The sequence below is a fragment of the Dehalococcoidia bacterium genome (genome assembly GCA_003597995.1).
GTDB lineage: Bacteria > Chloroflexota > Dehalococcoidia > Dehalococcoidales > UBA1222 > SURF-27.
Genome location: QZJY01000026.1, coordinates 1 through 14,370 on the forward strand (window position 1 = coordinate 1; position 14,370 = coordinate 14,370).

At 49.9% G+C, this 14,370-nt stretch carries 10 protein-coding genes, 1 tRNA gene and 1 pseudogene; 9 read left to right on the plus strand and 3 right to left on the minus strand.

Annotated features, from left to right (window positions below; genetic code table 11):
- Nucleotides 1-1,100: hypoxanthine phosphoribosyltransferase (hpt, locus tag C4542_03910; protein ID RJO62378.1), on the plus strand; the 1,100-nt coding region annotated here is incomplete at its 5' end.
- Nucleotides 1,101-1,735: 635 nt separating this feature from the next.
- Here hpt and C4542_03915 read toward each other — a convergent pair.
- Nucleotides 1,736-2,683, minus strand: coding sequence for a YihY/virulence factor BrkB family protein (locus C4542_03915; GenBank protein ID RJO62379.1), 948 nt, complete (start codon nucleotides 2,681-2,683; stop codon nucleotides 1,736-1,738).
- 318 nt (nucleotides 2,684-3,001) lie between these two features.
- Between C4542_03915 and C4542_03920 the strand changes: the two genes are divergently transcribed.
- Complete coding sequence (locus tag C4542_03920; GenBank protein ID RJO62380.1) at nucleotides 3,002-3,859, plus strand: GlcNAc-PI de-N-acetylase; 858 nt, start codon at nucleotides 3,002-3,004, stop codon at nucleotides 3,857-3,859.
- Nucleotides 3,860-3,998: 139 nt separating this feature from the next.
- On the opposite strand, the gene C4542_03925 is transcribed toward C4542_03920, so the two are convergent.
- On the minus strand, nucleotides 3,999-4,649 hold the full coding sequence (locus tag C4542_03925) for a CPBP family intramembrane metalloprotease (protein ID RJO62381.1): 651 nt from the start codon (nucleotides 4,647-4,649) through the stop codon (nucleotides 3,999-4,001).
- Nucleotides 4,650-5,014: 365 nt separating this feature from the next.
- Between C4542_03925 and C4542_03930 the strand changes: the two are divergent.
- From C4542_03930 to C4542_03960, 7 genes and pseudogenes are all read left to right on the plus strand, one after another.
- Nucleotides 5,015-5,668, plus strand: a pseudogene (locus C4542_03930) (DNA-binding response regulator).
- A 185-nt stretch (nucleotides 5,669-5,853) separates the two neighbouring features.
- The gene (locus C4542_03935) at nucleotides 5,854-6,747 is read left to right on the plus strand and encodes a 4Fe-4S dicluster domain-containing protein (protein ID RJO62382.1); all 894 of its coding nucleotides are present in this window, start codon (nucleotides 5,854-5,856) and stop codon (nucleotides 6,745-6,747) included.
- 12 nt (nucleotides 6,748-6,759) lie between these two features.
- Nucleotides 6,760-7,965, plus strand: coding sequence for a hypothetical protein (locus C4542_03940; protein RJO62383.1), 1,206 nt, complete (start codon nucleotides 6,760-6,762; stop codon nucleotides 7,963-7,965).
- A 103-nt stretch (nucleotides 7,966-8,068) separates the two neighbouring features.
- Nucleotides 8,069-11,305: a molybdopterin oxidoreductase gene (locus C4542_03945; GenBank protein ID RJO62438.1), complete on the plus strand. Its 3,237-nt coding sequence runs from the start codon at nucleotides 8,069-8,071 to the stop codon at nucleotides 11,303-11,305.
- Between the two features lie 125 nt (nucleotides 11,306-11,430).
- On the plus strand, nucleotides 11,431-12,720 hold the full coding sequence (locus C4542_03950; protein ID RJO62384.1) for a molybdopterin molybdenumtransferase MoeA: 1,290 nt from the start codon (nucleotides 11,431-11,433) through the stop codon (nucleotides 12,718-12,720).
- 124 nt (nucleotides 12,721-12,844) lie between these two features.
- A complete protein-coding gene (gene mobB / locus C4542_03955; protein RJO62439.1) occupies nucleotides 12,845-13,357 on the plus strand; it encodes a molybdopterin-guanine dinucleotide biosynthesis protein B in 513 nt (170 codons plus the stop codon).
- A gap of 87 nt (nucleotides 13,358-13,444) precedes the next feature.
- Nucleotides 13,445-14,044: a molybdenum cofactor guanylyltransferase gene (locus tag C4542_03960; GenBank protein RJO62385.1), complete on the plus strand. Its 600-nt coding sequence runs from the start codon at nucleotides 13,445-13,447 to the stop codon at nucleotides 14,042-14,044.
- Between the two features lie 250 nt (nucleotides 14,045-14,294).
- Here the strand turns inward: C4542_03960 and C4542_03965 are convergent.
- A tRNA-Ala gene (locus C4542_03965) sits at nucleotides 14,295-14,370 on the minus strand.

Genomic DNA, 14,370 nt, shown 5'->3' on the forward strand with positions numbered 1-14,370 from the left:
AAATCGCCAAAAAGGCCGGCATCACCTCCATACTGGGAGTGCCGGTTGCCTGTGGCGAGGAGACTTATGGGGCGATTCGCGTCTATTTCAAGGAGCCATATTCGGTAACCAACCAGGACACCAGCTTCGTCGTCACGCTGGCGCACCTGGCGGCGTTGGCACTATGCGGTGTCGAAGCGCGCTCGGGCAATGGAGCGGTCCAAAAAGCGGCGGGGGAGCCGGCTGAAGCGTCCAAACAACGCAGCACCGTCCATTTCGCCCACGAAAGCGAAGCGGAGTTTGCTCACATACTGGATTTTTACGGCATTGACTGGATTTACGAGCCGCGCTCTTTCCCGCTGGAGAACAAAAGCGAACATGCCAGCGAGATGTTCACGCCGGATTTTTACATCCCCTCGCTTGACCTGTACGTCGAGCTTACCACCATGAAGCAGAACCTGGTGACGGGCAAGAACCGCAAGCTACGCCAGCTTAAAGCGCTCTACCCCGAGATAAAAATCAGCCTGTTATATAAAAACGATTACGACAGGCTGCTGGCCAAGTATGGGGCGGGGCCGCTGGCGCAGTCCAGGGCGCACGGCATCCGCCGGGTGCTTTTTTCCGCTTCGGAAATCGATAAGAGGGTGAGGCAACTGGCGGAAAAAATGTCGGCTGATTACGCAGAACGCAGGCCCATCCTGGTGGGAGTCCAGCGCGGCTTTCTGTGTTTCATGGCCGACCTGATGCGCCAGATAACGGTGCCGCTCGACCTGGATTTCATGGCCATCTCGCATTACAGCCAGGAGGAGGGCGTCAGGGTTACCAAGGACATCGACATGCAGGCCAAGGACCGCCACGTCATTTTAGTGGAAGACATCGTAGACACCGGCATCACGCTGAATTACATGCTCAAACACCTGCGGGCCAAAGAACCGGCCAGTCTGGCGGTATGCGCGCTGCTGGACAGAAGGGCGCGGCGGCTGGTGGATGAAAAGCTCGATTATGTGGGGTTCGAGGTGCCGGACGAGTTCGTGGTGGGCTACGGCCTGGATTTCCACGAGGAGTACCGCAACCTGCCGTTCATCGCTGTTCCCGAGATAAAAGAGTTTCCTCAGAAATAAGCCTCAACGGCAATACCTGTTTTTAGATTGGCAGCATTGCCACAGGCCTCAACTTGTCTCGACATCGATGGAATTAAGCCATTCCAGATTTTTTGCTGGCAACGCAGCCGGAAATAAAAAAGAGAGGAGTAAACTCCTCTCTTTCGGAACCCCTTAAAACGGGGCCCCAGGTAGCCTCTGCACCCGGAACAGTCCACTTAGCACTTTCCTTGGCGGCACCCCGCGGATTTCCGTTACGTCCATTTCGGTTGGGACCTAGTGCACGCTAGGTTGCCCTTTGGGGTTGACCACCAGGTGACTAGTCGGGTGGCTGTCGCCACTGCATTGGTTACCTGGGACGGGTTTACTATCTCATACGCACCGCGAAGTGTCAAAGCGGCGAACTAGAATGAAAAGGTATTTAAATCCACCCATCAAGGTCAAACATACCTGTTAACTCTCTGGAACTCTCTCGCTCTCTCGCTTTGGCTCTGGTCAGGCGTATTTGTTTGAAGCTTAGAGCTTGATTTTCATGCCCCAGACATCGGGGATAACCTGGATATAGGCACGACCAGATAAATGGATTAGAGGACTCTCGCCAGCCTTACAGCATCGGCTGCAATTTGAGAGACCGACGGCTCGTAGTACCTAAAGACCTATCTCTGGCACAGGTCCGGCGGGAATCTGGGACGCGGACCTAAACCCAGGCGCAGCCGGCTGTATTCCGAGCTTATTTCTGCTCCCATGACAAGGATAAAGGCCACGTAGCGGGCAAATATCAGCAGGATGATGATGGAGCCGAACCAGCCATAGACTGTCTCTACGTGGGAAAATCGGCTGAAATAAACCACCATAATAATGCGCGCCACTTCAAATGCCGCACTCGAGAAAAGAGCTCCAGGCCACACATGAAGCCAGTAGGTTTTAGTACAGGGTATGGTTTTATAAACCAGTAAAAAGATCAAGAACACGAATGCGAACTCAAATATATTAAGTGCCAGACCTCCTGCTACTCCACCTCCGGCGCCGAAGGAAACGAGGACCGCAGTCGCTGTAATCGCCCCATAGAAAAACATGCAGGCGCCGACCGACATGGCGACTTCGCGCAACTTGCGGATGTGAAATGGATGGCGGACGTTGACCCCCCAGGCGCGATTGACCCCCAGGCTGATAGCTCTGAACATGGCACCGGCCGACAAAAATAGCGCTACCAAACTGAAAATGCCCAGCGGCCCGCGTACCTGAATAATGCTCGTAATGTTGAGCCTTAATATGTCCTCGGCGGCCGGCAGATTCATTTCTATGAAACTGAATATCTGGTCCTGCACTGTAGCAGAGGGTAGGAAGAAACCCAACAGGGAAATAACCACCAGCAGCAGGGGGAACAGAGAAAGAATGGCATCATAGGCTATGGCTCCCACCACCTCGGAGGCGCCGTCGTTGCCCATGCCCTCGATAACCTCGTTAAGGAAACCGAAAAAAGGTATCCTGATAAGCCTGGCACGAGCCTGTTCGGCCTTAATGCCCGGAATCCTGGAGAGGGTTACCATCCGGTCTCTCCATCGCCCAGGAGGCTTATTGAGATTCTCTCGGTTATCTTTCATTTGCGTGCTCTGGCATTCTTCACCTGAGGCTGACTTTCATATCTGGATTATTAGTCATTTCCGGCTTGTTTTACTTCAATTTTCAGCGTAAGGAGAGGAATTTGATGATAGAGTAATGACTGTGCCTATGTCAAATGCCGGCACTATGGATGTCGATTAAGAAATCATAAAATCGCTGCTGAAATAGTTACAAAGTTATGACTTTTAACATTTTTCAACCGTAACGGCAATTACGGGTTGCATTGAAAGCCGGAGGCGCGCTAGACTGAAACCTACTGGAATCCCGCATGAAATTCACCTATCCTGAACAGACTGCCTATGAATAAACGAAGGACACTTCTATTCGTGGGGGCGCACCCGGACGACGAAACCTTCGGCATAGGAGGCACGCTGGCACAGTATGCCGCAGTCGGCGTCAGAGTCTACTATGCCTGCGCCACGCGCGGCGAAGTCGGCACGGCCGACGCCGAGTCCATGAAAGGCTTCAACTCGGTGGGCGACATGCGCTGGGCCGAGCTTGAGTGCGCCGCACGGGTACTGGGACTGGCGGGGGTCGTACACCTGGGTTACCGCGATTCCGGTATGGCAGGCTCGCCTGACAATCGCCACCCCGAGTCCCTGGCCATGGCACCGCTGGAGCAGGCGGCAGGAAGAGTCGTCAGGGCAATCAGGGAGTTCAAACCGGAAGTGGTCATCACGCACGACCCGCTCGGCGGCTACCGCCATCCCGACCATATCGCTGCTCACAGGGCTACCGTTGCCGCCTTCGAGGCAGCCGGTGACAGCAGCAAATATGTGAACGCCGGAGCGGTTTTCGCGCCACAGAAACTCTATTTCAACGTTTTCCCGCGCGGATGGCTGAAGCTAGCCGTAAAACTGCTGCCGCTCCTGGGACAGAATCCCCGTAGGTTCGGGCGCAACCATGACATCGACATCGCCAGCCTGGCGCAGACGGAGTTTCCCGTCCACGCGCGTGTGCGTCTTGACAAGCGTTCCGTGGCTATCCGCGCCGAGGCTACCGCCTGCTATAAAAGTCAGATGGGCGGAGGCCCGCCGCGCCGGGGTCTTTTCCGTCTTATCAACACATTCTCCATCCAGCAGGACTCTTACATGCGCGCCTGCCCTGAGGTAAAGGGATATCTGCGCGAGAATGACCTTTTCGCGGGCGTCATCTAGCCATTCGCTTTTTTTCTTCTGCGGCGACGAGATACTGCTGGCGCAGTTCAAATTTCAAACAGCATCACGGGCATACACGAGATAAACATAGGAGCGGAACTATCGTATTTTCATTCCGAGACAGTAGAGTGCTCAGGCATCAGAGGAGATTAACGGACATTACAAAGAAGATGTTAATGAAAAGGTGGATGATAAAAGCCGGCCAGACGGACTTCCCTCGATACGCGATATACCCGAACAATATGCCGGTTAATATCGTGCTCACCGTTTCCAGTTCCGGCTTGCCCAGGTGCACCAGGACAAAGGGAATCATCTGAATGAAAATGCTCCCCTCTTTCAGTTTTTCTTTCAGACCGAACAAGAGAAACCCGCGGAAGAAAAATTCTGACGCAAACAGGCTGGCGCAGTTTACCAGAGAGTAATTGATGAGACTGAAGTGCTCTATGCTGTAGTACTTTTGAAAAGCGGGGGTGAATGAAGTGGCAAACAGTATCGGTGCTGCTATCAGACACACTATGGCGGCATAATAGCCCCAAACTTTAAAGTCCCCCCGTTTCAACCCAAAATCCAAAGGATTTCTGCGTAAACAAACCACAATGGTCAGGACGGGTAAAACAGCATAGTATAGAAGGGCGCTGAACCATTCGTTCCATATGGGATGATACCTGTTGAGAGACAGGAAGAGCGTGGCGGAACTGATGACAATGGCCTCATCCTTGTTCCTTTTTAAGAAAAGGTAGATGCCGTTAAGCTCAGTTTGGATAAATTGTGTCAATAAGACTCCGTTCAAATAGAAAGGCTCAGCGCTTTGACCAAATTAGCATCAGTTTATATCATCATTAGCTTGCTCGGCAATTATCCTTCCCTTTTGGGGAGCAGTATAGGTTCTCACACTTCCTGTGTCTTTGACGGACTGAGACACATCTGCTATAGTCCTCGTTTCTAATTATGGACGTTGGCAGGAACAAGTGATAAGATTTAAATAGTAACATATGCTGATGGCCATTCAATGCCCAATGTATGTTCACTATTACGGTTGTCCGTCATCAAGAGCCTCTCGCTGTCAAGGAGCGATAGGTAGCCCAAGCAGGCCACTACGGCCTGGGAGACGCCAATTGGATAAAGCACAAAGGGCTCACTCCAAATTTGGGAAATAAAATAAGAATACTTCTGGCTGATGACCACGCCGTTTTGCGCGCCGGGTTGAAGCTCCTGCTAAATTCCGAACCCGATATGGAAGTAATCGGCGAAGCGGCTGATGGACGGGAAACAGTGCAAGCAAGTCGTCAAACTAATCCGGATATAGTTCTCATGGATATCAATATGCCGGGGTTAAACGGCATAGAGGCTACCCGCGAAATATGCAGATCGAACCCGGAGATAAAAATCGTGGCACTAACGATGTATGAAGACTATGGGTACGTTGATCAGATGCTTCAAGCCGGGGCTATAAGTTATGTATCCAAGAAATCTGCGGACAAAGAACTGATCAATGCCATCCGATCTACCTACCGTGGAGAGCAGGTTATTTATTCCTCGAAGACCTCCGGTGTTGTGGTGGAACATCATAGTAAAAAGGATGCTATCAGTTTGGAACATCAGGATGTTAAACTCAACCAAAGGGAAATAGAATTGCTCAAGCTTATAGCGATGGGTTTTACTAATCAGGCAATTGCCGATAAAATACATTTAAGTCTCAAGACCATAGAGGATAACAAGGCTTGCCTCAAAGAGAAGCTGGGGCTTAGCTCCCGTTCGGAATTAGTTCGCTATGCCATACAAAAGGGTTTAATGGAAAACGCACCCTGAAACTTACCTCAAAACAAGTAGTTTAACGAGAGATACCTGAAATCAGTATTCTCTTTATTTACGCCGCATAATTATTTACTATCCCCAAATTCAATAGTTTTACTGCAGAAACAGGGTTTTCCCTTACATCAATCTTCATAACATTCTGCTATAATTGCTGAATTATTTGCGAGGAGGGTTAGTGTATGCCCAAAGAGGTTAACCGTCGTGATTTCATCAAGTTAGCCGCTGTCGCTGCCTCGGTGGTTACGGTAGGTCAGGTACTACCGCTACAACCGAAACAGGCAATGGCAGCTAGCAGCGCTCCGAATCCGGCAGTGACGTTACCGGTCGGTGCTGTCTCGGATACATCGGATGTCCTGCTACGTATGCAGCAGGAACTGATACAAGCGCTCAAAAAACCTGTGGAACAGCGTCATTGGCGCATGGTGCTTGACCTGAACAAGTGTGTTGGATGTTCTGCTTGTACTATAGCCTGCGTCTCCGAGAACAAATTGCCTCCCGGAGTTGTCTATCGCCCGGTGTTAGATGAAGAAATCGGAACTTACCCCAATGTTACTCGCCGCTTTACCCCGCGTCCTTGTTTTCAGTGCGACCATCCTCCCTGTGTACCCGTATGCCCTGTTAATGCCACCTGGAAACAGGCCGATGGCGTTGTTGTTGTTGACTATAACCTCTGCATTGGTTGCCGCTATTGTCTCGTTGCCTGTCCATATCACGCACGAACCTCTGATTTCGGGGCAAACTATTGTCAAAATACTGCCGAGGCAGCCGGAATCATTGTAGGCCAGCAAAAGGCTGATGATTACGAAAAGATGCCAAATTTTGAGTATGGCAAAAAATGGCCTAGAAAGAAATATACATCCCCAATTGGAAACGCGCGCAAGTGCCATTTCTGCTTGCACCGAGTGGCAAATGGGATGCTGCCTGCCTGTGTCACCACGTGCATTGGTCGTGCCACCTATTTCGGTGACACAAACGACCCAGACAGCTTAGTTTCTGAACTTGTTTCCCGCCCGGATGCTATCAGGTTAAAAGAAGAACTGGGGACCGAACCCAGTGTCTATTATTTGGTCTAAGTGAGGACAGATATGAACTACGAAAAGGTGCGAAAACTGCTTTGGGTCATACTTGGAGTAACTCTGATTATCGGCCTGATCTCGTTTGTCTTCAGGGTTATGGGTGGGCTTGCTACTACTGACCTGGGAAGTTATGTTCCCTGGGGGCTATTCATAGCTGGCGACATATACTTTATTAGTATGTCGGCGGGGGCTTTCCTTATATCATCACTGGTCTACGTCTTCGGTGTAAAAACCTTGGAACCTGTTGGCCCGTTAGCGTTGTTTACCGCGTTAATCTGCCTTCTTGCATCCATGTTGCACGTTATTTTCGATTTAGGTCGTATTGAACGCTTCTGGTATATGATAGCTAGCCCTAATCTTGGTTCCCTGCTGAACTATATAGTATGGGCATATATGGTCTATTCCCTTCTAATGATTGCCGAACTATTCTTAGCCATAAGGGGTCGCTTGTGGGTAAAGGCAAAACGAGTTTATACCCCCGATATGGAGGCTAAAGACAAACGCATTGTAAAAATTCTTGCTATCTTGGGCATACCTTTGGCTATTTCTTTCCACGGCGGTGTTGGTGCCATGTTTGGTGTGCTTATAGCACGTCCCTATTGGCATGGTGGAGTGTATCCCATTCTTTTCCTTATCGCCGCCTTAGCTGCCGGTGGTGCGTTTATGACTTTCATAATTGCTTTTTTTAATTCCAAAAAAGGGGAGAGTTCTAATCTCCTACGTTTTATAGCCCGTCTTAGCTTGGGGATACTCATTTTCGAGAATCTCTATCTTCTCGCGGAGTATTTCCTGGTGCTTTACCAGGGAGCCCCACATGATGTACAAGCTGTCATGTGGGTTTTCACCGGACCTTATTCATGGGCTTTTTGGTCAATCCAACTTATATTGGGGACTCTGGTACCGATTATCATCTTGTCCCATCCTCGCTTAATTCGTAAGACAACCTGGGTGGGTATGGCCGGACTACTAATAGTCATTGGTTTCTTCGTAACGCGCTTAAACATAATTCTACCGGCTTTAGCCACATCCACATCCGAGAATGAAGCGTTTCTAAGTGCCTTTGATGGTGTAAGGTTGACCCTCAGCTACATTCCCACATTAACAGAATGGGGAGTTGTCATTGGCGCTATTAGTCTCGCCGCTATACTTTTCCTTATTGGTTATGAACGGTTGCCTCTAATTGATAAAACCCATACCGAAGTGGCTGACCGATGAGTGTGTGGTTTTTATGCGAAACGCATAATGCTTGTCTAATATGGAGCTGGTAAAGCGGAAGCTGTTTGTACAGAAACTAAATAAGGAGAGAAGCAGAGAGAAAATGGATAATAAGATAATCAAAACCGAGTCGGCCAACAGCGAATTCAATCGCCGCGACTTCCTTAAAATTTCGGCCCTTCTGGGTGGCAGTGCTCTGCTAGCAGGTTGCAACGGCTTGGGGCCAGGATTGTCCAAGGCAGAACGCGAGAACCTTTTAGGGGATGTCTCCTACGAGTTAGCCAAACCTGAAAACATCATCTATAGCGTCTGCCAGCAATGCAATACCCAGTGCGGAATCAAGGTAAAGATAATCGATGGGGTTGCATCCAAGATAGACGGCAATCCCTATAGCCCGTGGACTATGATGCCACACCTGGACTACAAGACTCCTATAGCATCAGCAGCCCCCGTTGACGGCGCCATCTGCCCTAAAGGTCATGCCACATTGCAAACTGCCTATGACCCCTACCGGCTGGTGAAGGTACTGAAGCGGACTGGACCCCGCGGCTCCAACAAATGGGCTACCATCCCATTCGACCAGGCTATCACCGAGATCGTCAACGGAGGGAAGCTTTTCAACGGTGTCCCCGGTGAGGAAAACCGAGTTGTTTCAGGGCTCAAAGATGTCTGGGCACTGCGCGATGCCAATGTCATGAAGGCAATGGCAGCGGACGTGAAGACCCTTTTAGGCGAGAAAGATCCAGTTAAAAAGAGGGATTTGATAAGCGCTTTCAAAGTTAAATATAAAGACAACCTAGATAAGCTAATTGACCCGGAGCATCCTGACCTGGGGCCGAAGAACAACCAGTTCAACTTTATGTGGGGACGCCTGAAAGCCGGCCGCTCGAACTTTATTACTCGCTTCACTAATGATGGTATGGGTTCAGTAAATGCTCATGGTCATACTACTGTGTGTCAGGGAAGCCTGTATTTCTCCGGCAAAGCTATGAGCGAGCAATTCAACTCTGCTAGCAACACATTCACCGGCGGGGCCAAGGCTTACTGGCAGGCAGACACGGCTAACAGTGAGTTTATCATCTTCGCGGGGGCATCCCCTTTCGAAGGCAACTACGGACCTCCATTCCGTGTCCCGCGATTAACCAACGGCTTGGCTGATGGCAGATTAAAGTTTGTGGTTTTCGATCCTCGTCTCTCCAAAACTGCGGCTAAAGCCTGGAAATGGCTACCGAATATTCCCGGCAGCGAGGCGGCTGTTGCGCTGGCTATGATCCGTTGGATTATAGAAAACAAGCGCTATGACAGCAAGTATCTCGCCAACGCCAACAAAGCGGCAGCCACCGCTGATGGCGAACCGAGTTGGAGCAACGCCCCCTGGCTGGTATTACTAGACACTGCCGGGCTACCTACTAGATTCTTGCGAGCTTCAGACCTGGGTTTACCCAAAGAGCCTTTCACCTTTGACCCGTTTGTCGTTCTGAAAGGAGGCACCCCTGTCGCATTTGACCCGAATGATACCAAGACCCCGGCGGAGGGCGACCTGCTGGTCTCTACTGAAATAAGCGGCAAAAAGGTTAAGAGCAGTCTGCAAATCCTGTGGGAGTCGGCATCGAGCAAGACCATGGAAGAATGGTCCAAGATCTGCGGAATAAAGGGCAGTGACCTGGAGGAAACGGCTCGCGAATTCACCAGCCACGGCAAGAAAGCTGCGGCTGACATTCATCGCGGAATCAGCCAGCACACCAACGGCTTCTACAATGTTATTTCTTGGTACAGCCTCAATCTCCTTATCGGTAACTATGACTGGCAAGGAGGCATGATCCAGCTAAGCGCTTATGACACTGTCGGAGCCAAAGCTGCTGGGCCTTTCAATCTAAATACCATGAGACCTGGAGTGTTAGGTCCGTTTGGTATCAGCGTTATCCGGCACGATGTCAAGTACGAAACCACCAGTCTTTACCTGAGCGATGGCTACCCTGCCAAACGCAACTGGTACCCGCTGGCATCAGACCTTTACCAGGAACAAATCACTTCAGCAGGCGACGGCTATCCTTATGGTATCAAAGTGTTGTTTATCTATATGGGATCTCCGATCTATTCTGTACCTGCGGGAAACAAAATGATTGAGATTCTGGCCGATCCGACCAAGATTCCACTGGTGGTTGCCTCTGACATCATTGTGGGCGAGACCAGTATGTATGCCGATTACATCTTCCCGGATATCAGCAATCTGGAACGCTGGGAATTTTCGGGTAGTCACCCCTCGATACCGTTCAAAGTGCAGGGCATACGCCAACCGGCTATTGCCCCGCTGGTCGAGACAGTCACTGTCTACGGTAAGCAGATGCCGCTGTCTCTGGAGGCTTTATTGCTTGCCTCGGCTGAGAAACTCGGCCTGCCCACATTTGGCGCTAACGGGCAGGGGGAAGGGATACCGCTGACCCATCAGGACGACTACTATCTCAGAATGGTAGCCGATCTTGCCTTTGGGGAGAAGGCTGACGGCAGTGATGCGGTACCTGATGCGGATGATGAGGAGGTGCGCCTTTTCATTGCGGCGCGCAGTCATCTTCCCAAGACCGTTTTTGATTCCGAGCGCTGGAAGGCAATAGTGGGCGAAAAACATTGGCGTAAAGTAGTCTATGTCCTCAATCGCGGTGGCAGATTCCAGGAATTCGCCAAAGGATATCCCGCCACCGGGCTCGTAGGCAATCCGTACGGCAAGCTGATTAACCTTTATCAGGAGAAAACCGCTGGCGTCAAGAACTCCCAGACCGGCAAATCTCTGATCGGCTATCCGGCCTATATCCCGGCACCGCTGGATATCACTGGAAAGCCGGTAGAAGATGAGAAATTGGGTTACGACCTGACTCTTATCACATTCCGTGAAATATCCCAGACCAAATCACGTACGCCAGGCAACTACTGGCTCTCTGCCCTGCTTCCAGAAAATCATATCGTTATGAACCAACAGGATGCTACTCGTTTAGGACTCAAGACTGGCGAGCAAGCTAGAATCGTCTCGGCTTCTAACCCTGAGGGTGTCTGGGACCTTATGAACGGGCAAAAGGTGCCTATCGCAGGCAAGGTCAAGGTGGTGGAAGGCATTAGACCTGGAGTTATTGCTTTCTCTCTGGGCCACGGACACTGGGCCTATGGTGGTGTCGACATCACGATAGATGGTCAAGTGATTGAGGGCGATGGCCGTCGCGTGCGGGGCTTCCATGCCAATGCCTCCATGCGCGTTGACCCATACCTCAAGAACACCTGCCTCAGCGACCCTGTGGGAGGTAGTTGCGTCTTCTACGATTCGCGAGTCAAGGTGGAAAAGGTCAAATAACCTGAAGGACGTAAAGCAAAGCTTGAACTATGGAAATGCCGCAGGCGCTGCCCGGATGTATACACAGATACATGGCTGAATAGGGGGCTGCGCTGGTTGTGTTAACTACTACTGACCGCGGCTGAATGTGCAATCAGCCGCGGTCAGTTTCACCAAGGGGGGAGGTAACAATGCTAAGTGTAGAGATGGCTATGGAAGAATTCCTGCGAAATGTGGATGTTCTTGGAGCAGAAGAACGTCCTATCCTAGAATGTCTTGGGCAGGTACTAGCTGCGGATGTGTACGCCAACATAGATGTGCCTCAACACAATAACTCAGCTATGGACGGCTACGCGCTTCAATCTTCGGACACTCGTGGAGCCAGTTTGCAGCGGCCAAAACTATTGCGCGTCATCGAGACAGTAGCGGCCGGTCACATGGCTAAGAAAACCGTATCGCGAGGGATGGCAATCCGTATCATGACAGGGGCTCCTATCCCTCCTGGTGCTGACTCTGTAGTACGATTTGAAGACACCGATGAGATATGCCGACAACAACCGTCGGCTGAAATAGCCATCTGCCAAGAAGTATCGGTTGGTTTCAATGTACGCCTTGCTGGCGAAGATATTGCCAAGGGCAATAAGGCACTGAGTGCTGGGATGTTAATTCGGCCACCTGAGGTTGGAGTCCTGGCGTCGCTGGGACTGGCGAGTGTTAAAGTGATTCGGCGGCCAAAGGTTGCTATTCTTTCAACTGGCGATGAGATAAGTGATATTACCGAGCCCCTGGTATCTGGCAAAATCTATAACAGCAATACCTACAGCCTTGCGGCATTAATTAAGAGCTACGGCGGAGTACCTATTGTGTTAGGGGTTGCCAATGACAATGAGGATTCCCTACTGGCGAAAATAAATCAGGGTCTGGACGCCGATCTGTTGCTGACGAGTGGAGGCATTAATACTGGTGACTACGATTTGGTAAAGACCTTTCTTGCAAAGCATGGAAGCATCAGATTCTCTTCAGTTCGCATGAAACCTGGGAAGCCTCTGGCCTTCGGTACAATTAAAGGAACCAACGACGGCGGTGTCAGTAAAGTCATCCCATATTTTGGCCTGCCTGGCAATCCGGTTAGTTGCATGGTAACATGCGAGGTTTTCGTTAGGCCTGCAATCCTTAAAATGTTGGGACAGAAGAACCTCTTTAAGCCTACCGTAGAAGCCACAATGCAGGATGCTAAAATTAAAACAAATGGTACAAGGACATTTGCCCGTGCTAATGTGGAGAAAAAAGAGGGCGGATACGTTGTCCGTTTAACAAGCCACCAAAAATCCGGTATGCTTATTTCTATGAGCCTTGCTAACGGGTTGATAGTTATTCCTGAGAGCGAAAATGAGGTAAGGACAGGGGATAAAGTTCAGGTAATGCTGCTGGACTGAGTTTGTTTCTATGTGAGTCGAAGTTCTGTCAGGTTTGTCTTGGTGCTGGCGGGAATATAGAGGCGGCAGACTAAATATAAAAATGGGTGCAAGAAACCAGGAATATAAAGGGGGAACGGAAGGGATGGAAAAAAGAATCCCCTTTGTTTCAATTGTCGGTAAATCAAATGTGGGTAAGACCACCTTCCTTGAAAAACTTATCAGGGAATTGAAAGATAGGAATTACCGCGTGGCAATAATTAAACATGATTGTCACGGGTTTGACATCGACCACCCGGGGAAAGATACCTGGCGGATGGCTAAAGCTGGAAGCGACGTGGTAGTCATATCATCCCCCAACAAGATGGCGATAATCAAAAGGACGGACCAGGAGCTCTCTTTAGATCAATTAGAAGAGCAGATAATGGGCGGAGTAGATATCATACTGACAGAGGGATACAAGCGTGGTGACAAACCCAAAATAGAGATTTCGCGTGAGGCAGTAAGCAATCAATTACTATGTTCCAAAGAAGAGCTATTGGCTGTGGTGACTGACCAACATTTTGACATTGATGTACCCTATTTTGGGCTGGACGATGCTGTTGGAGTGGCCGATTATCTTGTAGCCCACGTTCTAGCACGCAAAAAGGCCCCATAAGCACCACTTGGTTTCCGATAAATCACTACCAATTTGTCTCCTGTCTCTCATGCGTATTTGGATTGTCCTACCCTGTAGGAGTAATACATGCCTAACCTTTGCAGCGCAATTGTTCTCGCGGGTGGGAAAAGTTCGCGGATTGGGACTGACAAAGCCCTATTAAAAATTCTTGGTAATCCTACAATAATTCAAACCGTTGTGGGAAAACTGCAAACCATAAGTGACGATGTTATCGTAGTGATGCGCGACCGAAAGTATCGTGATCTCGATGTAAAATGGGCGAGTGATATTTATCCTGATGCTGGGCCGCTGGCTGGTCTTCATGCGGGGTTGTTAGCTGCTAAGTATAGCCATGCCCTAGTTGTAGCCTGCGATATGCCTTTCCTGAATACTCAACTGCTCGAATATATGGTAAGCCTGCCACGAAAATATGATATTCTCATCCCTAAGCTAACAACTGGTGTTGAACCGCTGCATGCTATCTATTCGCGCCGATGTCTGAGCCCAATTGAAAAACGGTTACAAGAACATCGTTTCCAAACACTAGATTTAATCAATGATGTTAATGTTCGTTATTTGCCAGAGGGAATTATTCGCAAGTTAGACCCTCACCTTCGGTCTTTCTATAATGTTAATACATGGGAAGATATTCGAGAGGCGGAAGGCATACATACTACTCCGGAATAAGAGATTAGAGATGTGTGTCGTTGTCCAGCGAAAATGTCAGTGTTTATTGTTCAGCGATTTTGTCAGTATGCCACCACTACCAAGGCATTATTTTCGCTAGATACATTGAAAGTGGAGAAGGTAGCCCCTCGCCTTTACCCTGAGGTCGGGCATCCAGTAGCCGATTGAGTGTCCCATAACTGATAGCCATCTCCTGTGCCCCCTGCTGGCGGGATAGTATGCCCGAGGCAATTCTACCTACTGAAACCTTTGGTGGAGCTGAGGGGACTCGAACCCCTTACCTCCTCGTTGCGAACGAGGCGCTCTCCCGGCTGAGCTACAGCCCC

What these genes read in the sequence shown, in the direction of transcription:
- C4542_03915 (RJO62379.1), bottom strand. Translation starts at nt 2,683, where the DNA reads ATGAAAGATAACCGAGAGAATCTCAATAAGCCTCCTGGGCGATGGAGA.
- C4542_03920 (RJO62380.1), top strand. Translation starts at nt 3,002, where the DNA reads ATGAATAAACGAAGGACACTTCTATTCGTGGGGGCGCACCCGGACGAC.
- C4542_03935 (RJO62382.1), top strand. Translation starts at nt 5,854, where the DNA reads ATGCCCAAAGAGGTTAACCGTCGTGATTTCATCAAGTTAGCCGCTGTC.
- C4542_03940 (RJO62383.1), top strand. Translation starts at nt 6,760, where the DNA reads ATGAACTACGAAAAGGTGCGAAAACTGCTTTGGGTCATACTTGGAGTA.
- C4542_03945 (RJO62438.1), top strand. Translation starts at nt 8,069, where the DNA reads ATGGATAATAAGATAATCAAAACCGAGTCGGCCAACAGCGAATTCAAT.
- C4542_03950 (RJO62384.1), top strand. Translation starts at nt 11,431, where the DNA reads ATGTGCAATCAGCCGCGGTCAGTTTCACCAAGGGGGGAGGTAACAATG.
- mobB (RJO62439.1), top strand. Translation starts at nt 12,845, where the DNA reads ATGGAAAAAAGAATCCCCTTTGTTTCAATTGTCGGTAAATCAAATGTG.
- C4542_03960 (RJO62385.1), top strand. Translation starts at nt 13,445, where the DNA reads ATGCCTAACCTTTGCAGCGCAATTGTTCTCGCGGGTGGGAAAAGTTCG.